We start from the raw sequence: 24,062 nt of genomic DNA, 5'->3' as shown, positions 1-24,062 counted from the left end.
GGCCCTTGACGCCGATAGCAGGAATGGTACAATACGGCAGTGGTTAATCTATAGGACACCATTTTCCCAAAGGATATCAATGGGCGTATCCGGCCGCCAGGAACAGAACGGCAAAAGCCGTGTAAAACAGCAAATCATCACCGGCTCCCTCAGGGTACTCATTCCCCTGTACCTGACCTATATCATCTTTCTGGTCAGCGTATTCCTTTTCTTTATCCCCAGCCAGAAAGACCAGCTGCTGGAACAAAAAAAGGAAAGCATCCGCCACCTCACCGATTCCGCCGTCAGCCTGCTCGCCGAATATGAAAACCGGATAAAACGCAAAGAGATCTCCCCGGAAACGGCCCGCAGCGAAGCAATCCGCATGATCCGCCATCTCAGGTACGGCCCGGAAGGCAAGGATTATTTCTGGATCAACGATTACCACCCCATCATGATCATGCACCCCTACCGCCCCGAACTTGAAGGCCGGGACCTCACCGAATTCCAGGATGCCGTGGGCAACTATCTCTTCATGGCCATGGTGGAAATGGTAATGAACAAAGGGGGCGGATATGTGAACTACCACTGGCAGTGGAAAGACGCCGCCGGGGAATCGGAACCCAAAATATCCTATGTCCGGGGGTTTAAGCCCTGGGGCTGGATCATCGGCACCGGGGTATATGAAAATGACATCAATGAAGAAATCGGGTCCATCATTCGTCAGTTCCTGGGGATATTCACCGGCGTCCTGGCCTTCATCATCCTCCTCTCCCTGTATATCACGGTGCAGGTGGTCAGGATTGAAAAAAAGAAAAACACGGCCCAGAATGCCCAGGCCCTGGAAGAGCTGAGGCTGAAAAAACTTCTGGAGCTCAACCGCCTGGCCGGGAGATCCCCGGAAACCATCACCAATTTTGCCATTGAGGAGGGGATCAAGCTGACCCAGAGCCGGATCGGATTCATCGCCTTTATGAATAAATCCGAGTCCCTGCTGACCCTGAATACCCGGTCGGAGCAGGCCATGAAGGAGTGTGCCCTGGAAGACAAGCAGCGGATCTATGAGCTGGCACACACCGGATTGTGGACAAATGCGGTGAGAACCAGGGAGCCGGTGATGATCAACGATTATCCCGCCCATGAGGATGAAAATAAAAAAGGGTATCCCCATGGCCATATCCCCATTCAGCGGGTGCTGACCGTCCCTGTATTCGACGGAGACAAGATCGTGGCCCTTGCCGGGGTGGGCAACAAGGAGGCCCCCTACAACGAATCCGATATCCGGCAGCTGCAGCTCATGATGGACGGTATGTGGAAAATCATCCAGAAAAGCCGCAGCGAAAAACAACTCAAGGAAAGTGAGGAACGGTACCGGCTCCTGGCCGACAATGCCACGGACGGCATCTGGATTCTGGAGTTGTCCTCCATGTGTTTTTCCTATGCCAGCCCGGCCATGGCCCAATTATACGGATACCAGCCCGATGAATTTTCAGGCATGGAGATGGGAAAACACATGACAGCGGCTTCCTTTGAACGGGCATCCGCCGCCATTGCCGCGGAAGTTGCCAGGGACGGCAACCCCGGGGTGGATCCGGACCGCCATAAAATCCTTGAACTTGAAATGGTCAAAACCGACGGCAGCAAAAGCTGGGTTGAAATAAAGGCGAGGATCCTCAGGGATGCCGCGGGCAAGCCGGACCGGGTGCTGGGCATCACACGGGACATCTCCCAGCGAAAGGCACTGGAAGAACGGCTCAGGCAGACCCAGAAAATGGAGGCGCTGGGCACCCTTGCCGGCGGAATTGCCCACGATTTCAACAATATTCTATCCTCCATCATCGGATTTACGGAGCTGGCCAAACTCAAGGTGGACAAGGATTCGGACATCTGCCACAAGCTTGACAATGTCCTCGCAGGCGGACTCCGGGCCAGGGACCTGGTCCGGCACATCCTGGCATTCAGCCGAAAGGCCGATGTCAGCAAAACCGCTGTCCGCATTACCCCCCTGGTCAAAGAATGCCTGAAATTCGTAAGGGCCTCCCTGACGCCGGACATTGAGATCCGCCGCCACATCCACTACGAAGACGGCCTGGTCATGGCCGACCCCACCCAGATGCACCAGGTCTTCATGAATCTGTTCACAAATGCCGCCCATGCCATGAAAGAGGCCGGCGGCACCCTGACGGTTGAACTGGACGCCGTCACCCTTTCAAACGACGATATGGCAGGGGCAGGCGAACTCTCCCCGGGCGCCTATATCCGCCTGGATGTCAAAGATACCGGCAAAGGCATTCCCAAAGAGCTGATGGAAAAAATATTTGAACCTTTTTTTACCACAAAGGTCCGGGGAGAAGGCACGGGCATGGGACTGGCCCTGGTTTACGGCATTGTCAAGGAGATGGACGGCAGCATCACCGTCAAAAGCAGTCCGGGAAAGGAAACCTGTTTCACCCTTTTGCTCCCGGACCGGGCCGACCTGGAAGAAACCCAGGCCCCCTCAGAAGCCCCCCTTGTGATGGGAAAGGGCCAGATCCTTCTGGTGGATGATGAGCCCAGCATCATCCAATGGAGTTCCCATTTGTTATTGAAGCTGGGATACGGGGTAGAAGGATTTGAGTCCGCCCTGGATGCCCTGGAGCGGTTCAGCCATGATCCGGAGAATTTTGACCTTGTGCTCACGGACCTGACCATGCCCAAAATGACAGGGCTTGAACTGGCCAAGGAGATCAAAAGAATCCGGCCGGATCTTCCCATTATTCTCTGCACGGGTTTCAGTGCAAAAATCACCCGGGACAGCATCCGGAAAAAGGGTCTGGCGGATGTGATCATGAAGCCCATGATCGCCGGGGAATTGTCCCAGGCCGTGGCCCGGGCGCTGGGAAAAGGAGGAGACCAGACATGAGCCGGGTATTGGTTATTGACGATGATACAAAGATCTGCCTCTTTTTCACAGAGCTTCTCAAGGATATGGGCCTTGAATTCAAAACAGCCAATACCCTGGGAGAGGCCCGCAAGGAGATCGCCGCCCGCAGCTTTGACCTGGTGCTTTTAGACCTGGATCTTCCCGACGGCAACGGCCTGGGCTTCATGCCCGAACTGACCGCCCTCCCCGACCCGCCGGAGGTGATCATCGTCACCGGCACAGGAGATGCCGGGGGCGCGGAGCTGGCCTTTAAATACAATGCCTGGGATTATGTCCAGAAACCCTTTCTCCTCAACGAAGTCACCCTGCCCATCACCAGGGCCCTTGAATACCGCAAGGAAAAACAAACGGAGAGCCACCCGGTCCCCCTGGTCCGCAAAGATATCATCGGCGCCTCCCCGGTCCTTGAGAAATGCCTGGAAGAGGTGGCCAAGGCCGCGGCCACAGATGTCAGCGTACTCATCACCGGGGAAACCGGCACGGGAAAGGAATTATTTGCCAGGGCCGTCCACGACAACAGCCCCCGGGCCGGCCGCCCCTTTGTGGCCGTGGACTGCGGGGCCCTGCCCGACACCCTGGTGGAAAGCACCCTATTCGGCCATGCAAAAGGCGCCTTCACCGGGGCCGGCAAAGACCAGGAGGGGCTGATCACCCGGGCGGACCGGGGCACCCTCATGCTGGACGAGGTGGGGGACCTGCCCCTTCCCGCCCAGCGGTCCCTGCTGAGGACCCTCCAGGAACGGACGGTCCGCCCTGTGGGCAGCACCAGGGAAATCCCCGTAGACATACGCCTCATTGCCGCCACCCACCTGAACCTGGATGAACTGGTGACCCGGGACCTGTTCAGAAAGGATCTGCTTTACCGGATCCGGACCATGACCATCACCCTGCCGCCCCTGCGGGAACGGGGAGATGACATTGAAGAGATTGCCCTGAAAAAAATCCATGAACTGGCGGCCCGCTATAACATGCCTCCCAAAGCCCTCTCCAGAAGCTTTCTGGATGCATTGGCCGCCCATCCCTGGCCCGGAAACGTCCGGGAGCTGGTAAATCTCCTGGAATATGTCCTGGCCTCCGCCGGTGCGGACCCCACGATCTTTCCCAAGCACCTGCCCCCGGAATACCGGGTGGCCGGCCTGAAATTCAACGATTCCTCCAGGGAGACAGACCCAGCCGTCCCGGACGCCCTTGACCCGGACCTGCCCCTGCCCACGCTATCCACTTACCGCGACCGGGCGGAAAAAACCTATCTCAAAGAATTGCTGAACCGGTCAAAGGGGGACAGGAAAGCCGCCTGCCACACCTCGGGCATCTCCCAGTCACGGCTGTATGGCCTGCTGGCCAAACACGGCATCCCAGGATTCGGTTCTTCAGAATAGCGGATCCGGACTGTTTTCCACAGACTCATTTTCACTCTGCAAATAATTAATTAAACCATGCCCACCGGAAAGCGACCTGGAAACGGTTTAAATACATACCGCCCAGGGCGCAGGATTCTGCCTGAACCGGAAAATCCGCACCGGACCTGTCCGGCTTTGCATTTTCCGGTTCATTAAGGTTTGGCGGCTAAAACTGGTAACTGAGTTCAGCCATTATAAACCGCCCCGGCCCTTTATCATCGTCACTGACCAGGTATTCTTCGTCCAGCAGGTTCTGGAGGGTCAACGTCGCTTTAAGGCCCGGGGTAATGCAGGCAAGCTCCCGCCAGAATTTCAGATTCACGGTTTTATAGGCGTTGAGTTTTTCCGTATTCTGGTCGTCGGAATACTGGGTGCCCACATGGCGGAGGACCGCACTGATATTGACCACTGGGTTCAGCCATTGCAGGCCTGCATGCCCGGAATGCCTCGGAACATACTCCAGCTGCTTGTTCTCAAGGTCGGGCCGCTTATCAAAGGTATCGATGACCGAGTCGTTGAATGCATATCCGGCAAAGAGTTTGACGCCGGGGCAGATTGTGAAATCCACATCGGCTTCAAGACCTGTGATCCGTACCTCGCTGGCGTTTTCCATCAGGTAGACCGAGCGGTTTTTCCCCCAGAGGAACCGGGTCGCACCGGTGTCCACGCTGTAGATGAAATCCTTACCCCTGGAATAAAAGGCGGAAATGGAAAGGTTGAGCCGGTTATCCACAAAGGAGGAGTCCGCGCCGATTTCAAATGTATCGATGGTTTCGTTTTCAAGGTCCGGGTTGGCGTCGTAAAACCGCCCGTGGAATATGCCGTACCGGCACAGGGCATCAAGGATCGGCGCCCTGAATCCCCTGGAATAGGAGGTATAAAGGCTGAAGTCCGGGGTGACATGGTAACGGGCCGCAAGTTTGGGGGAGAATGCACTCCAGGAGTTGCTATCCATATCCCCGGAAAGCGCACTGAATGCGCCTGAATTGGACTGGTAGCTGCCGCTGTGAAACCGTACCTGGTCAAACCTCAACCCTGCCGTAAGGATCAGGCGGTCCGACATGGCCGTATACTGGTCCTGGACATAGACGGCGTACTGGTCCAGCTCACCTTTGTTGGCGGCAAACTGGTCGGAGGTATCATAATCATCTATGGCGTCCACGCTGGAAAAGCGGGTGTCAACCCCGAAGGTCAGGGAATGAGCCGTACCCAGCGCCCTGGACAGGCTGATGGCGGAACCGAAGTCCTCCCTGTCGGAACTGACCGTATATACATCGTCAATGTCGCTAAAATCCCGGTGATAGAAATAGTCCTCCTTCTGGTAAAAACCGCCGGCCCTGATCTGCCAGTCTCCTTTTTCCAGCTTATAGAGCAGGTTGGCGCTGTTGGTGTCAAAATCCCGGCTGGAGCCGTCTTCCAGGTTATAGCGGTATCCTTCACCCCTGGCGTCATCAAAATAGGAGAATCCCAGTTCAAGGGACTGGCCGGGGCTGAACTGATATCCGGCCTTGGTATTTAGAGTAAACTCCTCCACAAACCGGTCGATGCGGTTGTCGTAATGGCTGGATGATGAGGTAAGGGAGGTAAAACCGTCGCTTTTAAGGCCCGTGGCCGCCACCTGTCCGTAAAATCCGGAATCCTTTGCCTGGCGCCCGGCCAGACGGGCCGAGCCCTTGCGCGTGTTATAAGTACCGTATCCCACAGAGGCCGACCCCTCAACATTTTTGTCAGGGCGCCGGGTAATGATATTGATGACGCCGCCCATGGCATTGGAACCGTAAACCGATGATCCGGGGCCCTTAAAAATTTCAATGCGCTGTATATCCGCTGTATTGATACGGTTCCACCTCATATTTCCGGTATCACCGGTGGAGGCCGGCTGGCCGTCGATAAGCACCAGGGTCCGACCCGGGACATTGCCGCCCAGCCCCCTTAGGGAAACCCGGGGTGAGAGGGAGAAAATATGATCGGTTCTGTCTGCGGTCACGCCGGTAACATAGCCGAGGAGGTCGTCCACCCGTTCAAAGGGAAGGGACTCAATATCCTTGGCCGTGATGACTTCGATTTTTCCAGCCACCTTGTCAACGGGTACGGGAAACCGGGTGGCGGTTATTACCATCTCCCCCATGTCATAACCGGATTGGGGGGAAACCTTTTGTGTCTCCTGGCCGTCGGCAAATGCCGGCAAAGCGGGGATCATCCAGATCAGGAGCATGAGAGCGTGATACAACAAACAACGGGTCAGGGTATTCATCAAGATTCTCCTTTGGGCCGGTACGCCTCCTGGAAAAACGCCGAACGAATTGACCTCTGCACAGATCAGGCATAGTATAAAAGTCAATTGCCGTCTTAGCATTTTTCAGAAGGCAATTACCGCGATGGCGGGGCAGCCGCATTCCTGGCCGGGGTCCGGCTGCCCCGTTTTCCAATAAAAAAACCATGAAAACATCTCCTCCCGGTTCACCGGGGAGCGCCTTCATGGTTCGCTGATTTCGGACCAGACCGGTTCGCTGCCGCCCTGATCATAATAAACAATTTTTAATCTACATTAATTGTCTTCATGACAATATGGTTTTCTGGATTTAAAAAATCATCTGGGTTTTGTCAAGGGGTAAAAGGCGCTTCCAATTCATCGGAATCCGCCCCCCCATTCCTATTTTCAGGAATGAAACCTTTCCTATTTATAGGAATCAAGATTGGCATCCTAAAGCCCCCGCCCGCCGTCCAGACAAATAACCCATTAAAATTATTTAAAATTTCAACAACACCCTACTTCTGGCACAATTTCTGCTCTGAATCTTGGCAACATCCAAAGATAAGGACGGTAAAATGAAAATACTGATTCATGCAGACACCGCAAAAAAAGAGGCCGCAGTTCTCGGCGCCAAGATCCAGAACCGGCTTCCCGGCATCCGGATCACCGGTTCGGGGAGCATGGCTGAACTTGAAGGGGCGGTGGGCCGTCCGCTGAACAATATTGATGTCCTGGTTATCTTTATCAAGGATGAAAGGGATCTGGAAAACTTATTCAGCCTGGCTTCTTTTCTCGACAATAAAAAACTGATTCTTATGCTCTCCGGCCCCGATTCCCGCCGTGCCGTCACCCGGGGGCTGCAATTGCATCCAAGCTTCATCGGATCGGCGGACACCGGAGAAGCAGAAATTCTGGAAGTCCTGGAACAGATTTCCAGGCGCCGGCAGGCCATGAAAAAAACAAATAATATATCTCAATACCTAGACATAATAAGGGGGAGGTAAACATGAAAAAAAGATCATTAAAATGCAAGCTTATCATCGGCGGCATCCTGGCATCCATGGTGCCCCTGGCCGTTGTCGGCGTTTTTGCCGTGAATACCGCATCCAAGGCCCTGGTCACCTCGGCTGAAGGCCAGGCCCGCCGCCTGGCCGCAAGCCTGGCGGATACCGCAGACATGATGATGGCCCAGGAGGTCAAGCTGGCCAGGGAAATGGCCGTTGCCCCCCTGGTGTCCCAGGCATCCGAAGCCGTGTTCACCGGCGGCCTGGAAAATGCCGGAGCACGGCTCAATGCCCTGGATGCCTTCCTCGGCAAAAGCTTCAAGGAAATCGGACGGGGATATGACCTATTCTTTGTGACCGATGACAAGGGCGTGACCATTTCAGACAGTGCCGGGGGACGTTACAGGGAAAGCAAAATGAATGTCTCGGACAGGGATTATTTTTCCGAGGCAAGGGCCGGGCAGGTCAGCGTGGGCACCCCTGCGATGTCCAAAGCCAGCCAGACCCCCATTGTGGTGGTGGCCGTTCCCCTGAAAACAAAAAGCGGTGAATTCTCAGGTATCTTTGCCTCGGTGATCCAGATGGCCGGACTAAGCCAGGAGATTACCCGTATTAAAATCGGTGAAACCGGCTACCCCTTCATGATTGACAAAGCCGGCATCATTCTGGCCCATCCCAAAAAAGAATACATACTGGACCTGGATCTGACCCGGCTTGACGGAATGGAATCCATCGTCAGCCAGATGATGGAGGGAAAATCCGGAGTGGATACCTACCGGTTCAAGGGAGTGGACAAAATCGCCGGCTTTGCCACTGTGGCCGCCACCGGCTGGAGCATCGGAGTCACCCAGAACGAAAAAGAATTCCTGGCCGCCGCAGTCACCATCCGCAACATGATCATGGCCGTGGCCGCAGTTTTTCTGGGGCTTACCATTGCCGGTGTTCTCTGGTTCGTCCGGGGGGTGATGGCCCAGCTGGGCAAAGATCCCGCCGAGATCGCTGAAATCGCCAACCGCATTGCCAAGGGCGACCTGACCATCCGGTTCAACGGAGACGGGAAAGCCGCCACCGGCGTCTACGCCAACATGCAGCATATGACGGAAAACCTCACCGGCATGCTCACCGATATCACCGGCGGGGTCCAGACCCTGACCTCATCTTCCACGGAGTTGTCCGCCATATCCGAACAGATGGCCTCCAGCGCCTCTCAGACCTCTGAAAAATCCACCAACGTGGCATCGGCAGCCGAAGAGATGGCCACCAATATGACCAGCGTGGCCGCCGCCACCGAGCAGACCACGGCCAACATCCAGATGATCGTTTCGGCGGCTGAAGAAATGTCCGCCACCATCACCGAAATTGCGGCCAACACCGCCAAAGGAAGCGAAACCACTGCCCATGCCGTGGCCCAGGCCGAAGCCGTCTCGGAAAAGGTCATTGCCCTGGGCCGTGCCGCAGCCGATATCAGCAAGGTTACGGACACCATTTCCGATATTTCGGAACAGACCAACCTGCTGGCCCTCAACGCCACCATTGAAGCGGCCAGGGCCGGGGACGCCGGTAAAGGCTTTGCCGTAGTGGCCGGAGAAATAAAGGAACTGGCCCAGCAGACGGCCCGGGCCACCGAGGAAATCGGATCCCGCATTGAGGATGTGCAGCACACCACAGAAGAATCCGTGTCCGCCATTGAATCCATCGTGGCCGTGATCAACGACATCAATGCCATTGTCGGCTCAGTGGCCACTGCCATTGAAGAGCAGTCCGCCACCACCGAGGAAATTTCCTCCAATGTGAGCCAGGCGGCAGCCGGGGTCCAGGAGGTAAACGTCAACGTGAACCAGACCTCCACCGTTGCCGGGGATGTGACCCAGGATATCCACGGGGTCAGCCGGGCCTCGGACGAAATGCACACCGGCAGCAGCCAGGTCAGTTCCAGTGCCACGGAACTCTCCGCCCTTGCAGAAAATCTCAACGGCATGGTGGCACGTTTCCGCCTGAACTAACACCAGTATCATTCTCTCCCACGGCCGGGCAGGATCATCTGCCCGGCCTTTTCTCTAACAAAATACTCACCATAAAATTCCTTTACTCCTTTTCCAAAAAATGAAATTATCATAGGGTTATTTCGGTGGCGGCCTGTCATTCGCTTCCGGCCAACCCTGAAACCAATTCCAATATGGTATCAATGACTGTCTAAAGGAGAGCACTCGTGAAAAAATCAATGGTAGTATTACTGGCAATGTTTTTTTGTTTTATGGCCGCTCCGGCAGGGGCCGAAACCCTGGAACTTTTGACCTGGAAAGGGTATGCCCCCAAGGTGCTGGTGGAAAAATTCGAAGCCCAGACCGGCATCAAGGTCAAGGTCACCTACACCAACAACGAAGAGATGATCGCCAAACTGCGGGCCACCCGCGGCGCCGGATTCGACCTGGCCCAGCCCAGCCAGGACCGGATCTCATCGGTTCAGGCCAAGTATAAGATCTACCAGGCCATGGACATGTCCCGGATCAAACAGGACCAGATCATCACCTCCATGCTGGACGCCGTGAAAAACAACACCATGGTCAAGGGCAACCCCCATGCCGTGCCCTTCTGCTGGGGCACCTCCGGCCTGGTGGTCAATAAAAAGATGGCCCCGGCGGCCGCCGACTACTCCGACCTGCTCAACTCAGCCTACAGCGGCCGGGTCAGCTACCGCCTCAAACGGCCCACCCTCATTGCCATGGCCTTTGCCATGGGCGACGATCCCTTTGCCAAATACAGCGATGCCGCCGCATACAAGGCACTCATGGACAGCGTGGGCAATGAACTCATCGCCAAAAAAGGCCTGGTGAAAAACTATTGGACCAACGGGGACGCCCTGCTCCAGTCCATGCGGGCCAACGAAGTCTACCTGGCCATGGCCTGGGACAACGGCGGCTGGAAACTCCACGAAGAAAATCCCGACATCGATTTCGTGGCCCCCAAAAGCGGCGCCCTGGGCTGGATCGATACCTTTGCCATCCCGGCCAAGGCCAAAAACGTGGACGGCGCCTACAAGTGGATCAACTTCATGCTGAATCCTGAAAACGCGGCCGTATTCACCAACCTGGAAAAATACGGCACCGCCTCCAAGGGCGCCATCAAGCTCACCGATGCCAAGGTCCGGGGCAACTTTGAAAGAAGCTTCTCCGATGCCGACATCGACAATATCAAATGGTATCCCCCGGTGCCGGCCAAGCTGGAATCCATTGAAGGCATGGTGCTGGATAAAGTAAAAGCAGCCAAATAATTGTTTGAACGAAAATTCACTCATCTGCTTCGTTGCAGCGCCCGGCTGAAATCCTCATGTACTCCAGTACACTCCGGTTTCAACCGGGCACTGCGCCTTGCATCTGGGCAAATTTTCATCCAAACAAAGAAACAAGGTTCGTCAGCTTTTTCGTTTTTTTATTTTAAGGTACGCCCCCTATGCAAATTGATCTATCCGTTCAGGACGTTGTCAAAAAATTCAAAGAATTTACCGCCGTTGACCATGTCAGTTTTGAGGTGGAAAAGGGAAAGTTTTTTTCCATCCTCGGGCCCTCTGGCTGCGGGAAAACCACCCTGCTGAGAATGATTTCCGGCTTTTTCGAGCCCACTTCGGGCACCATTGCCATCGGCGGCCGGGACATGGCCGGGATTCCGCCCAACAAGCGCCCCGTGAACCTGATCTTCCAGAACCTGGCCCTGTTTCCCATGATGAATGTGGGGCAGAACATTGCCTTCGGCCTGGAGCGCCTGCGGGAGAAACGGCCGGTGATCCGGAAAAAGACGGCGGCCATTCTGGAACGGGTGGGCCTGCCCGGATTTGAGGACAAAAAGGTGGACCAGCTCTCCGGCGGCCAGCGCCAGCGGGTGGCCATTGCCAGGAGTCTGGTGCTGGAGCCCTCGGTGCTGCTGCTGGACGAGCCCCTGGGCGCCCTGGACCTGAAGCTGCGGGAGCAGATGAAAATCGAACTCAAAACCCTTCAGACCCAGGTCGGCACCACCTTTGTCTACATCACCCACGACCAGAGCGAGGCCCTGGTCATGTCCGACCATGTGGCCGTGATGAACCAGGGGAAATTCGAACAGGTGGACACCCCGAAAAACCTTTACATCAACCCGGCCACCCCCTTTGTGGCCCAGTTTGTGGGGGAAAACAACAAATGGGAGGGCAGGATCGATTCCGTCAACGATGATCTGGCCGTGGTCACCACCCCGGAAGGCCATGAATTCAAGGCCAAGGCCGCCCCCGGTGCAGGACCGGGCACGGATGCGGATCTCTTCCTGCGGCCCGAGGCCATTGTGCTGGAACCGGATCCCGGCCGGGCGGAGCTGAACCGGTTTGAGATTAAGGTCTCCTCCCTGCTCTTTGACGGGGCCAACTCCAGGCTTCTGGCCGTCCTGCCGGAAACCGGGCGGGAAATCCAGGTTTCCCTGCCCCAGACCCGGCAGTTCGACCACATCCGCCCCGGTGACAGGGTCACGGCCGGATGGGACCCGGCCTCTGCCATGCTCTTTCCCAAGGAGGCCCAATGAAAAACGGCATCCGATGGGGGCTGGTGATCTTCATCACCCCGGTACTGCTCTGGCTTTTTCTGCTCATTGTCCTGCCCCAGGTGGACATGCTCATCATGTCCCTGGGGGCGGAAAACGAGCTGGGGGAGATGGGGTTCTCCCTGTCCAACTTCACCCTGTTTTTTACCGAACCCATCTATTGGCGGACCTTTGCCCGCACCGCCCTTTTTTCCGTCCTGGTCACGGCCCTGACCTTTGTCATCACCATGCCCGTGGCCTTTTTCATCACCAAGGTGGTCTCCCCCAAATTCCAGGGATTCCTCTCCCTGCTCATCCTCATGCCCTTCTGGGTCTCGGAACTGGTCCGGGTGTACGGATGGATGATCCTGCTGAGGGAAAGCGGGGTGATCAACCATTTCATGACGGGGCTGGGGCTATGGAACCAACCCGTGGAGCTCTTGTACAACGACGCCACCATGGTCATGGGCCTGGTCTACACCTCCATGCTTTTCATGCTGGTGCCCCTGCTCTCGGTGCTGGAAAGCCTGGATAACAGCCTCATTGAAGCGGCCTACGACCTGGGCGGCAATGTGATGACCATATTCCGGCGGATCATCATCCCCCACTGCATGCCCGGCATCGTCTCCGGTTCCATTGTGGTCTTCATGCTCACCCTGGGCAACTACCTCACCCCCAACCTCATGGGCGGAAAAAACAGCCTCTGGTTCACGGAGCAGATCTACAACCAGTTCATCGCCTCCTTCAACTGGAACCAGGGATCGGCCTTCGGCTTTCTGCTGCTCATCCTTTCCTCGGCCATTATCTGGGCCGGCCTCAAACTCACCGGCCAGAAACTGGGAAAGGTGGTCCAATGATACGCAACATCCCCCAGACCAAGACCTATTCCGCAGGGTTCCGCCTTTACGTCACCCTGTATTTTATATTTCTTTTCGCCCCCCTGGCCGTAACCTGCGTGCTGGCCTTCAACGACTCCATGTTTCCCTCCCTTCCCTGGAAGGGATTTACCCTGGAATGGTTTTTCGGAAACTCCCTGGAGCGCACCGGCATCTTCCACGACCAGATCAACCTGGCCTCCATCTGGATCAGCTTTAAAACCGCCTTTTGGGTCTCCATCCTCTCCACGGCCGTGGGCACCATGGGCGCCTTTTTATTTGAACAGGAGGAATTCCCCTTCAAATCCCTGCTCTTTTTCCTCATGATCGCGCCACTTGTTATTCCCGGCGTCATTTTGGGCATCTCCATCCTGCTCTTTTCCAACACCCTGGGCCTGTTTTTCGAAAACCATTTTAATCTGGATTTCGAAATTTTCCGCCCCGGATTCTGGCTGGTGGTTCTGGGCCAGTTCTCATTTATCACCACCATTGTCACCCTGGTGGTCTCGGCCCGGCTGAAAAAATTCGACCCCACCCTGGAGGAGGCGGCCATGAACCTGGGGGCCACCCGGTTCGAAACCATCTACCACATCACCCTGAAGTTTTTAAGGCCGGCCATCGTCGGGGCCCTGGCGGTCTCCTTTCTCATGTCCTTTGAGAACTTTAACACCACCCTCTTTCTGGTGGGTTCCGACGCCACCCTGCCCATCAACCTATACCTTCAGGTCAGGGACGGCAGCACACCGGTGATTAACGCCATTTCCTTTCTCATGATTTTCGGCACCTCGCTCCTGGCCCTGATCAATTTATATTTCAGCAAAAAGGAATGATATGAATCCGAACATCCAGAAGAAAATAGATGCCGTCCTGGACCGGGTCAAAGATCCCCAGTCCGGGATGACCGCCGCCCAGATGGGCCTGGTGGAAAAGGTCCGGGTCAGCGAAAAGATGAATATACTGACCATATTCTACGCCCCCATGGGCAAGTCCAAGGCCTGCTGCTCGGTGTTGAACATGGCCGTGCTGTCGGAGATCGAAACCGCCATGGAAAAGGAATTTAAAAAGGAATTCCCCGGATTCATCATCAAATCCGCCAATGCCGGAGGAAAAGAGCCGCTCCAGGCCGGCTAATATATAAAGTACGATCCCCGGTGCAATTGCGATCAGGGCAGGAATTGATGGGCCCCATTAAATTCGCCCAGGATAAGGGGCTTGTGGATGCTGCTCCAGGTTGAAACCCGCTCCCATTTTTCTCTTTTCTCGCAGGCCCCCCTCCTTTCATCCCCTTTCCAGGATGTACCCAGGTTCTGCCTGCGGTCGTCTGGAGACCTGTTGATCATTTTTCTGCGATTCCATTTCATGCCAACCTCCCCGGGGCAGAGCCCCTCCTTCTATGTATTAAGCAATCAAACTAAAGGAATTGAAAACCGGCATATCAATATGGGGATTCGCTTTGGGCCGTACCGCGATTATAGGGCACTCACGGTCTTGGAGGAAGAAACACTGTAAGAACGCTGATGGGCCAGTTTTTTATACTATATAACAGGCAGGATAGGATTGCCACCCTGGGTCCCAGCGTATCCTGCCGAAATTGTCCTCCAAAATTAAAAATTAGAGGAAAAGCACCGCGAACCCAGTCCGGTCCCAGGGATTCGGTAGAAGGAAAGGGACCGCTGGAATCATTTGTCATTCGCCCCCGGTTGTGATACACCCTCCTGCTGTTATTCAAATGCAATTCCAGGGGACGGATATGACAGACAGAACGATCTTCGACAATGAAAGATACCTCAGGGAACAGGCCGCAGAGATCCAAAAGCGCATCGACCGCTTCGACAACAAACTCTACCTTGAATTCGGCGGCAAGCTGCTTTTCGACTACCACGCCGCCCGGGTGCTTCCCGGCTACGACCCCAACATCAAAATCAGGCTGCTGCATGAGCTGCGGGAGCAGGCCGAAGTCCTGATCTGCATCTTTGCCGGCGACATTGAGCGCAAAAAAATCCGGGCCGACTTCGGCATCACCTATGAGACGGATATCCTCAAGATCATCGACGACCTCAAGGCCTGGGAGATCAGCGTCAAGGGCGTCATCATCACCCGGTTCGACAACCAGCCCGCCGCCCTGGTATTCAAAAAGAAACTGCAACGACGGGGCATCAACGTCTACACCCATTACTTCACCAAGGGATACCCCACGGATGTGGACCTTATTGTCAGCGAAGAAGGATACGGGGCCAATGATTATATCAAAACCGACAAACCCCTGGTGATTGTCACCGGGCCCGGGCCCGGCTCGGGCAAAATGGCCACCTGTCTCTCCCAGCTCTACCATGACCACCAGCACGGCATCCAGTCCGGCTATGCCAAGTTCGAAACCTTTCCGGTGTGGAACCTGCCCCTGAAGCACCCGGTAAACGTGGCCTACGAGGCCGCCACCGCCGACCTGGCCGACATCAACATGATCGATCCCTTCCACCTGGAAGCCTATCAGGAAACATCGGTTAATTATAACCGGGACGTGGAAGTCTATCCCGTGCTCAAGCGGATCCTGGAAAAAATCACCGGGGACGATGCCGGTTACAAATCCCCCACCGACATGGGGCTTAACCGGGTGGGGTTTGCCATTGTCGACGACGAAGGCGCCAGGGAAGCGTCCCGCCAGGAGATGATCCGCCGATACCTGCGCTACAAGTGCGAATACGCATTGGGGCTGACGGATAAGGATACGGTCCAGCGGGCCGAGCTTATCATGAAGGAGCACAACCTCACCGTGGAAGACCGGGCCGTTGTCATCCCGGCGCGCAAGGCTGCAGAAGGGGCAAAATCAGACCCCAGGCTGGGCAACGAGGGGGTGTATTTCGGGGCTGCCATCCAGTTGCGGGACGGCACCATCATCCAGGGCAGCAACTCCCCCCGGATGCATGCCGCATCCAGTGCCATTGTACGGGCCATCAAACACCTGGCCGGCATCCCCAGCAAAATCAACCTCATGCCCGATGCCGTCTGCGACTCGGTCACCAGCCTGAAAACAGATATACTTGGGGAAAAAAGCCTGAGCCTTGACCTCCAGGAAACCCTCATCGCCCTGGCCATCAGCGCCACCTCCAACCATGCGGTACAGCTGGCCATGGCAAAGCTTACAAATTTTTCAGGCTGCGAAATGCACATGACCCACATGCCCACCCCCGGGGATGAGGAAGGGCTGCGCCGCCTGGGGGTCAACCTGACCACGGATTCCGTATTTGCCACCGACGATCTGTATACCTTATAGGAAAAACGGAAAACGGGTTATCACAAATTAGGGGTTGAGTTCTTTTAAATTATGACCATATTGATGGTCTACTTTAAATTTGAAAGGATGTTCAACTATGAAATTGTGTTTTCCGGTAAAAAAAGACGATGGCCTTGACAGTGACATTTTCGGCCACTTCGGCTCCGCCCCCTTTTTTGTGGTATTTGACACGGAAACCCAGAAGGTTTCCAGCATCAACAACCAGGACCTTGACCATACCCACGGCCAGTGCAACCCCATGAAGGCCCTTAACGGCCAGTTGGTGGATGTGGTGATCGTGGGCGGCATCGGCGGCGGCGCCATCCAGGGCCTCAACAACCGGGGCATCAAGGTATACAAGGCAGAGGAAGGCGGTATCAACGAGCACATTGAGCGTTTCAAGGCCGGCAGCCTCATGGAAATGACCATGGCCCACACCTGCGGCGGCCACGGTGACGCCTGCGGCCACCATCACAGCCCTACCCCCTTAAAGCCGCGCAAGCCCCTGATGTAACCCATTACAATCACAAGGCTCCGGCAAAAAACCCACCGGAGCCTTTTTTTCAAGTCCGGCGTTCCAGCCGCCCGGCTTTTCCCTCACAATCTGTTATACCACAACCCGGCGGCGGCAAGAGCGGGTGGCCCCGGACAAACTTCCATCATTGTTGATTTGTCTGTTCCATCAATTTATTGATGCCCTGGACATAATCTTTATTTTGGCAGGGCTTTGATATGTGGTCAATGTAAAGATCTTTTTGTTTCAATTGCTGTATTGATTCCAAAAACTGTAAATTCCCTGAAACAAACAATATTGGGGTGCGCTTCTCACTTTTTCTGATATGATGATAAACATCCATACCATTCGTATCTCCCGGAAGGATATAATCCAAACTCACAAAATCGTAGTGATTCCTGTCGAACAAGTCCATTGCAGTCCGGCCGTTATGCGCAATATCGACTTTATGGTTACAGGGCTCTTCTGTTAATACCCTGTATTGAACATCTGAAATAGCCGTTTCATCTTCAACAAGAAGGATGCACTTTTCATATTGTGTGATTTCATTTTTAATCGTCGTCTTCTCCTCACTTGTCAGCTCTTTTTTGAAAACGGGCAGATGGATAGAAAACACAGTGCCGGAGTCGACTTTTGACTGAACAGACATGGTCCCTTTATGCTGCTCAATATATTTTTTGACATTGGCCATCCCATAGCCTGTTCCCCTGATACCTGCTTCATATGACCCGATGACATCCTTACTGCCTTTCAGGGTAAAAGCAGGGTCATAAATCCTTTCGAGAGCGTCCTCAGGAATACCGCATCCATTATCCTCTATTTCAATACAGATGGCTTCATTCCGAGAATAGGCCCGGATAGTAATCTTGGGATGTTCAGACTTGGACGTGGCATGGATTGAATTTTGAATGAGGTTTACCAAAGCATGTTCAATCATTCCGGAATCAGCAAGCAAATCAGGCACGGCAGGATTATATTCCCTGACGACTTTAATGCCGTCAAGCTCTCTTTGCAAAAGTTTCAATACAAGGTCAATTTTTTCAGTAATTCTGAAATATTCATGTCTGGGTTCCTGATCTTTTGCAAACGCAACCAGATTTTTGGTTAAATTTTTACCCCGGATGGTCTGTTCAAGTATTAATTCCAACCTCTTTTTTAGCTTTTCATCATTGCATTTTTTAAGCGCAAGTTCAGTATTACCCATGACAATTCCAAGGACATTATTGAAATCGTGAGCCATTTTTCCGGCAATCTGTCCTACTAACGCTAATTTCTTATGTTCACTTGCAATCTTCTGAGCCTTGATTTTTTCTCTCTCAACCTGTTTTCGCTCGGTGATATCACGGACCACAAGGACGATAACCGTTTCGGACATGGGGGATATCCGTCCATCAAACCATATCTCTTGCCCTTTTATATCCAAAGCGTATTCCATGCTGATATTTTGTTGAGATTTCAAGCATTGATGAATCCGGTCGAGGAAAAAATCCGCTTCTGCCCGTGGAAACAGATCATGCAGGGTTTTGCCGATCATTTCCTTTTTTGGTTTGAAATGAATTCCTATCGAAGTGGGAGCGATTTTGAGATAACGCCCCTCATTATCCAGCATAAATACGGCATCCGTCATACCCGAGAATAATGCCTGGAGTTCCGCCTGTGACGATTGCACTTCAAGGGTACGCTCCGAAACTTCCTGTTCCAGCCGTTGGTTGTAGTTTTTAAGAAGAATTCTGGAGTTCAATAACTTTTGCACCATATTGTTGAGCGCCTCGGCCAAAATCGACAGTTCATCCTTACCCGATGCGTTGAGGTTAACCCGAATGTTTTCCAGGTTATCCAATTCAATCTCTTTGCAAGTGGAAGTCAATTCAGCCAGGGGGCGTTGCAGAAGGAAACGGCTAAAGAACAAAAAAACAATCCAAAGGACAAGCGTTTTAATAATGGCACTGACGATGATAAATAAATAGCTGTATTGAACCCGCTCAAAAATCACGAAAGCACTCGAATAAAGCGTCACCCTGCCGATTTCATGGGTTGTGTCCGGCCCGGAATAATTAATGGGGAATTGATACCCGAACAGATCATTACCCTTACTATCAATACGTATGCCTGATGAGCCCTTTTCATGGCTTTTCAGTTCATCGTTCACTAGAATATTCTTACCAACCCTGCGGACATAGTTTTCCGAAAGGTCGTTGATTTTCAGTCCAGAAATCGCCGGATTTTTGATAACACCTTGAAGAATGGACTGCATCTGATCACTGTCCGCCTCCCATAACGCAATGGAAAGTGTTGGATTCAAAGTAACGTAAAAATTTTTTAAATCTTGAATAACATTGTCTTCCGCCCGCCGATACTCCGACACCATCTGGAATACAGTTACAACAAAAGCTACCAGCAAATAAATTAAAAACACGTAGCGAAGCAGCTTGGTGACAACCGAATTCTTAAGGCTGACAGGTTCAGTATCTTGCATAGTGTCAATGCTTATTTAAACAAGGCGTTAAACTCAAAGTGATACTTTTCCAAATCCGGATGATAGGCGCGTGAAAATCGTTTAAAATCGATGCGATCTATATTGTCCTGACTTAATTTTTCACGAAGATCCCCAAGAGCGGTAAGCTCAGAACTGGTATAGCTTCCCATTTTTGTTGCAAAGACCACGGAATCGGTCTGCGCAAAGTCGTATCCTTTAAGGTAATCATATAGAGCGATGATGGCCCAAGCCCCTTCCGCATAATGTCCACCGACACTGACACTCAGCTTTCCGGATTCCAAATACGCCTGGTTGCGAGGAAGAAGGTCGACACCTCCGGTCACAAAGTCCCTTCCTGGAATCCAACCGTGTTTTTTCGCTGCGTTGATGACGCCGATGGCCATGCTGTCACTTGCCGCCCAGAACACAGACACCTTGGGATAACGAACGATACTAAGCTCAAACGCCTCTGCGGCGAGCGGTTCCCGCCATTTTGAATGAAAGTATTGTTCAACATGGAATTCTGAGTTTTCAACTGCCTTCTTCAGCCCCCTTACCCTCTCGTTTGAGGCCTCCGATACCCGGTTGCCTTCAAGGGCCACCACATGAATTTTGCCATCTTTTCCAAGTTTGTTGATTTTTTTTGCTTCCCTCATTAATTTTTTGGCCAAAATGAAACCTGCATATTCATCATCCGGAAGCATCATCCCAATCCAGTTTTTATACTTTTCCCGTGGTCGGCCGACATCGTCGCTCTCTTTGAAACCTGAATTAAACACAAACGCAGGCACATCATATCGTTGGCTCAATTCCAGAATTTCCTTTCCTCGGCTCTTAAAATTGTGAAACAGTATCGCGTCGGGTCTGGTGTCTGAATTGGCGAGCACTTTTTTCACATTGGACACTATCGCCATAGGGTTTTCACCATGGGTATAAGTATTGAGATCCACGCCCAGATCCTTTGAGGCCGCCACGACAAAACGTTCCACCATAGGCCAAAAACCTGTTTCCGAATTGGACCGGAACCAGGCGATTTTAGGCTCCGAGGCCAATAACGGGTTTGAACACAACAGGACCGACACCCAAAAAATGCTTACAACCAAAAATGTTTTTTTCATGCACAGTTCCTTGTTTCAAGATGACCCACTTCTTTTGTTTGCTCAACATCTGTCCTGACCCAGGGGGGGCCCTGTGAACCTGGAGCAAACCCAAAAGCATGAGGATAAATTATATCAGTAATTTATTTCCAGAACCATAGCTTTTAAATTATATTGACACGGCATGGCGTCAGCGGTGGTTGATTGCTAAATAGGATCAGAATGCAGGATTTCAGGCCCCGGGCCATTATCCATTCCAAGCAGCTTAAGAGTTAAAAATCAGCACTCAAGGAGTATCCTGATACGATCCGGCATTATGCCCTGTTAAACTGAGTTTTCTGACACCGTATGTCAGATTAAATCCAGATTTATGCATCTCGTATTTGAACCTACTCTGAATTTTCACGATTCTCAGCTGGAGCAAGCCCGTCAGGGTTTATCTTTGATATTACCCGATAGTATGCTAAATTCACATCTATGCGGTTCTGTTTGACAACCATCACCATGACCCTCATACTTCTGGCCCTGCCGTTTCACTGTGCCGCATGGGAGAGGTACAACAGGGTCACCAAGTATGATTCCCTCTTCATAAAATACACCAAGCGCTATTTCGGCCCTGGGTTTAACTGGAGAGAGTTCAAATCCCAGGCCATATCAGAATCTGGGCTGAACGAGGATGCCCGTTCGGCTATGGGTGCCCGGGGCATTATGCAGATCATGCCCCGAACCTTTGAGGAAATCAAATACAAAACCCCCGCCATCCGGGGAACTATCCAGCAGCCCCGATGGAGCATAGCCGCTGGCATTGCATACGACCGCAGCATTTGGAACATCTTCAAGGAGAAACGTCCGCTCCAGGATCGGAAGGATTTCATGTTCGGAGCCTACAATGCCGGCAAAGGCAGTATCATCAAGGCGCAAAAAAAGGCTGACAGCAACGGAATGAACCCAAATCGCTGGACTTCCATTGAAATAACCCTACCTGAAGTCACCGGCGCCCGCAGCAAAGAAACGATCAACTATGTCACCAAAATCAAGCAAATTAAAAAGGTACTCAAGTAATGGAATTGTCAATTGTTTTTCTCAATTTTATCTATGCTGGCATCGGCGTGGCCCTGGCTCTTTTATTCATGCTCATAGGGTTCCGGTTATTTGACCGGATTACTCCCTTTGACACATCAGAACAGCTGGCTGGGAATAATGTGGCGGTTGGAATTGTGGTGGGGGCTATTTTCATAGGCCTCGGTATAGCAGTGGGTCTGGTGATCGGATTAGGACTTAATTAACTGACTCTATTCCGAAATATTAGAAACATGGTTAAGCCGTATTACGATTGTTTTCTGTAATTTCTTGAAGCGACCATGTACTTGGAAACCGTGGCCCCAGGTATTCGTAGCGTTGGCTACTCCTGCACGCAACTCATCTATAAAATTTTCGGGCAAATACCACAAGTGTTTGTCTTAGCGGTATTCGAACATTAACATTTATGGGGTAATCAAATAACCGAACGGCGGATAAAAAACGTTGTCATATTTTCCCACCGTTCGGTTAAGTAAATGAGTTTAAACCAATGGTAATTGGCATTCTTCCGTCCGAAAATCATGATTTGAAAAAATATGCCATCACTGATCATTCTTATGTGTTATCATATCAATTCCTCCATTTTCAAATACCAACAAGTTCCGGATGTTAATGGAAGAAATTGTCTGAGGATGGAATTATAATTCGCAAACGCCCTCAGCCGATCCGAAACATTTGTTTAAGTGGTAGGCGATGAACATCACCGTAAGAACCGTTGCGATCATAGGTCACCTCCTATATCTTTAAGTGCATATGCTGCCACCGGATTCCGGGGCAGAGGGTTATTTTTAGTTTTGTTTAGCTAACAATATTGTATATTAGCTAACAAATAACATAGTGCTGTTTATTAGAGTTTCAATAGCAGGAAGTTTTTTTAGGCTTTTACCGATGATACTTCATGATCTTAGGACTAAATTTATGATTGGATAATCTGGTCAACTTAATTGGAGAATATTCATATAAGGATTTGAATTGCAAGAAAGTCGTTTGTCTGGTTCCGTAATTTTCCAGAGTTCAAATGTTCTGGCTTTTCCCACAAGGCTTGATGCCTGACACTTCCGCCGACATACGATATTTGCTCAGTCAGAAGGTTGTATATTCTCGGGCTTTTGGGGGGATAATAAAAAGATATTTATATATTCTTACCAAATTTTGACAAATGAAGTTCGATTATATATAAAATCCATCTCTACTTTGCTCCATAGCAATGAAGGAATACAGATGCGCCTTGCTAAATCGATATTGCATACTTTAAAGATAACACTGCTCTGTATTGCTGCGTTGAATACTGTTTGCTGGTCAACCGCCAGGTTGCGCCATGAACTGCATGACCACAGGCATGCTCCGATTTGTCAAAATCATGCTGGCATACATGGTACCTGCATCGTTTCAGGTGAGCCTGCAACACACCACGGGGCATGCAGCATATGTGAATTATTCCGGCACCTTCATCCAGATGGCACCTCCACAGGTTTTCTTCAAGGGACACCGCAACTATTATTGTCCAGGATCCAGTTTGTAGGATACCATCGGCATGATTGTGAACCGCTTCAGGGCTGGCCGGTCAGGGCACCGCCGCTTTTTTCCTGATACAGGCCCGTTAAGGGCTGTCCAACCGTATGATTAGGTTGCGTTTTAAACACATTTATTCAGGAGAAAAATATGATGTCATTATTGCGCCTGGCCGCTTCGGGCCTGGCAGTGATTTTACTGACCGGTGCCGCTGTGTATGCCGGCACCCCTTTAAAAATCCATGTCAGCATTCTGCCCCAGAAATATTTTGTTGAAAGAATTGCCGGGCAATTAGCCATGGTGGATGTCCTGGTTAAACCCGGGAAAAGCCCTGCCACATATTCACCCACACCCAATCAGATTCGCAGTCTTTCTGCTGCTGATGTCTATTTCAGTATCGGTGTACCCTTTGAAAACGGTTTCATGCATAAGGTTGAATCCATCGCTCCCAACGTCAAACTCGTGGACTGCCGCCAAGGTGTTCACATGAGGGAAATGGCTGCCCACGTCCATGATGGTGAGCACCATGAAGAAGGGCACAAGCATGAAGGAGGCCATGATGATGAAAACGGCGAAGGACATGGTGATCACGGAAAAGCGGCCGGAAAAGATCCGCATATCTGGATGAGTCCGCTGCTGGTGAAACACCAGGCCGGAATCATTCTTGATTCTCTCAAAAACCTTGATCCGGCCAATGCCGCCGCCTACAACGAAAATTACAATGGCTTTGTCAGGGAGCTGGACACCCTTCATCACACCCTGTCCGAACTGCTGGCCCCCTATAAAGGGGAAACTCTATTTGTTTTCCATCCTGCCTTCGGGTATTTTGCAGATACTTACGGTATGCATCAGGTTGCTGTGGAAACCATGGGGAAAGCCCCCAAAGGAAAAGATCTTGCCGCAATCATTAAACGGGCAAAAAAAGAAAATGCCAGGGTGATTTTTGTTCAGCCGCAGTTTGATACCAATGCGGCAGAAACAATCGCTTCGGCCATCAAAGGCCATGTGATTTCCATCAATCCCCTGGCATACGATTACCTTTCCAATATGCAGGCCATGGCCCGGGTCATTACCCGGAATCTGACCCCTTAACCCCTTTCATGCCCCCTGCCTTTGCCGCAGGGGGCAGCCAAAGGAA

The 24,062-nt window shown here is 52.3% G+C and carries 18 protein-coding genes; 14 read left to right on the top strand and 4 right to left on the bottom strand.

Annotation, left to right across the window (positions count from 1 at the left end):
• Nucleotides 1-79 precede the first annotated feature (79 nt).
• Together HUN04_18240 and HUN04_18235 are read left to right on the top strand one after the other, a co-directional pair.
• Complete coding sequence (locus HUN04_18240; GenBank protein WDP91533.1) at nucleotides 80-2,881, top strand: cache domain-containing protein; 2,802 nt, start codon at nucleotides 80-82, stop codon at nucleotides 2,879-2,881.
• Nucleotides 2,878-4,281 carry a sigma-54-dependent Fis family transcriptional regulator gene (locus tag HUN04_18235; GenBank protein WDP91532.1) on the top strand — a complete coding sequence of 468 codons (1,404 nt, stop codon included), beginning with the start codon at nucleotides 2,878-2,880 and terminating at the stop codon, nucleotides 4,279-4,281. Before HUN04_18240 ends, HUN04_18235 begins: the two co-directional genes overlap by 4 nt.
• A 187-nt stretch (nucleotides 4,282-4,468) precedes the next feature.
• Here the strand turns inward: HUN04_18235 and HUN04_18230 are convergent, their stop codons facing one another.
• The gene (locus HUN04_18230; GenBank protein WDP91531.1) at nucleotides 4,469-6,556 is read right to left on the bottom strand and encodes a TonB-dependent receptor; all 2,088 of its coding nucleotides are present in this window, start codon (nucleotides 6,554-6,556) and stop codon (nucleotides 4,469-4,471) included.
• Nucleotides 6,557-7,131: 575 nt separating this feature from the next.
• Here HUN04_18230 and HUN04_18225 point away from each other — a divergent pair.
• The 7 genes from HUN04_18225 to HUN04_18195 all read left to right on the top strand — a co-directional run bounded on the left by HUN04_18225 (nucleotide 7,132) and on the right by HUN04_18195 (nucleotide 14,105).
• Entirely contained in the window at nucleotides 7,132-7,560 is a 429-nt protein-coding gene (locus HUN04_18225) for a hypothetical protein (GenBank protein ID WDP91530.1), read from the top strand.
• Between the two features lie 2 nt (nucleotides 7,561-7,562).
• Nucleotides 7,563-9,563: a Cache 3/Cache 2 fusion domain-containing protein gene (locus HUN04_18220; GenBank protein ID WDP91529.1), complete on the top strand. Its 2,001-nt coding sequence runs from the start codon at nucleotides 7,563-7,565 to the stop codon at nucleotides 9,561-9,563.
• A 218-nt stretch (nucleotides 9,564-9,781) separates the two neighbouring features.
• The gene (locus HUN04_18215; protein WDP93336.1) at nucleotides 9,782-10,831 is read left to right on the top strand and encodes an extracellular solute-binding protein; all 1,050 of its coding nucleotides are present in this window, start codon (nucleotides 9,782-9,784) and stop codon (nucleotides 10,829-10,831) included.
• 179 nt (nucleotides 10,832-11,010) lie between these two features.
• Nucleotides 11,011-12,102, top strand: a complete 1,092-nt coding sequence (locus tag HUN04_18210) for an ABC transporter ATP-binding protein (protein ID WDP91528.1) — start codon at nucleotides 11,011-11,013, stop codon at nucleotides 12,100-12,102.
• Entirely contained in the window at nucleotides 12,099-12,956 is an 858-nt protein-coding gene (locus HUN04_18205; protein ID WDP91527.1) for an ABC transporter permease, read from the top strand. Before HUN04_18210 ends, HUN04_18205 begins: the two co-directional genes overlap by 4 nt.
• Complete coding sequence (locus HUN04_18200) at nucleotides 12,953-13,804, top strand: ABC transporter permease (GenBank protein ID WDP91526.1); 852 nt, start codon at nucleotides 12,953-12,955, stop codon at nucleotides 13,802-13,804. The genes HUN04_18205 and HUN04_18200 overlap by 4 nt, the downstream gene beginning before the upstream one ends.
• Before the next feature lies 1 nt (nucleotide 13,805).
• On the top strand, nucleotides 13,806-14,105 hold the full coding sequence (locus tag HUN04_18195; protein ID WDP91525.1) for a hypothetical protein: 300 nt from the start codon (nucleotides 13,806-13,808) through the stop codon (nucleotides 14,103-14,105).
• 32 nt (nucleotides 14,106-14,137) lie between these two features.
• Here HUN04_18195 and HUN04_18190 read toward each other — a convergent pair whose 3' ends face one another.
• Nucleotides 14,138-14,335 (bottom strand): hypothetical protein, encoded by a 198-nt coding sequence (locus tag HUN04_18190; protein ID WDP91524.1) that lies wholly within the window; start codon nucleotides 14,333-14,335, stop codon nucleotides 14,138-14,140.
• A 389-nt stretch (nucleotides 14,336-14,724) separates the two neighbouring features.
• Here HUN04_18190 and HUN04_18185 point away from each other — a divergent pair, with 389 nt between their 5' ends.
• Both HUN04_18185 and HUN04_18180 read left to right on the top strand, forming a co-directional pair.
• Nucleotides 14,725-16,245 (top strand): DUF1846 domain-containing protein, encoded by a 1,521-nt coding sequence (locus tag HUN04_18185; protein WDP91523.1) that lies wholly within the window; start codon nucleotides 14,725-14,727, stop codon nucleotides 16,243-16,245.
• A gap of 97 nt (nucleotides 16,246-16,342) precedes the next feature.
• A complete protein-coding gene (locus tag HUN04_18180; protein ID WDP91522.1) occupies nucleotides 16,343-16,759 on the top strand; it encodes a NifB/NifX family molybdenum-iron cluster-binding protein in 417 nt (138 codons plus the stop codon).
• A 145-nt stretch (nucleotides 16,760-16,904) separates the two neighbouring features.
• Here HUN04_18180 and HUN04_18175 read toward each other — a convergent pair whose 3' ends face one another.
• Together HUN04_18175 and HUN04_18170 are read right to left on the bottom strand one after the other, a co-directional pair.
• Nucleotides 16,905-19,235, bottom strand: a complete 2,331-nt coding sequence (locus HUN04_18175; GenBank protein WDP91521.1) for a response regulator — start codon at nucleotides 19,233-19,235, stop codon at nucleotides 16,905-16,907.
• A gap of 11 nt (nucleotides 19,236-19,246) precedes the next feature.
• Nucleotides 19,247-20,353, bottom strand: coding sequence for an ABC transporter substrate-binding protein (locus HUN04_18170; GenBank protein ID WDP91520.1), 1,107 nt, complete (start codon nucleotides 20,351-20,353; stop codon nucleotides 19,247-19,249).
• A 468-nt stretch (nucleotides 20,354-20,821) separates the two neighbouring features.
• Here HUN04_18170 and HUN04_18165 point away from each other — a divergent pair, with 468 nt between their 5' ends.
• From HUN04_18165 to HUN04_18155, 3 genes are all read left to right on the top strand, one after another.
• Nucleotides 20,822-21,394 (top strand): transglycosylase SLT domain-containing protein, encoded by a 573-nt coding sequence (locus HUN04_18165; GenBank protein WDP91519.1) that lies wholly within the window; start codon nucleotides 20,822-20,824, stop codon nucleotides 21,392-21,394.
• Nucleotides 21,394-21,618 (top strand): DUF350 domain-containing protein, encoded by a 225-nt coding sequence (locus HUN04_18160; protein WDP91518.1) that lies wholly within the window; start codon nucleotides 21,394-21,396, stop codon nucleotides 21,616-21,618. The genes HUN04_18165 and HUN04_18160 overlap by 1 nt, the downstream gene beginning before the upstream one ends.
• Before the next feature lie 1,456 nt (nucleotides 21,619-23,074).
• Nucleotides 23,075-24,016, top strand: coding sequence for a zinc ABC transporter substrate-binding protein (locus HUN04_18155; GenBank protein ID WDP91517.1), 942 nt, complete (start codon nucleotides 23,075-23,077; stop codon nucleotides 24,014-24,016).
• Nucleotides 24,017-24,062 lie beyond the last annotated feature (46 nt).

The sequence above is a fragment of the Desulfobacter sp. genome, from assembly GCA_028768525.1.
Taxonomy (GTDB): Bacteria; Desulfobacterota; Desulfobacteria; order Desulfobacterales; family Desulfobacteraceae; genus Desulfobacter.
Note: the sequence above shows the minus strand (reverse complement) of the source record. Positions and strands in the feature narration are given on the sequence as shown.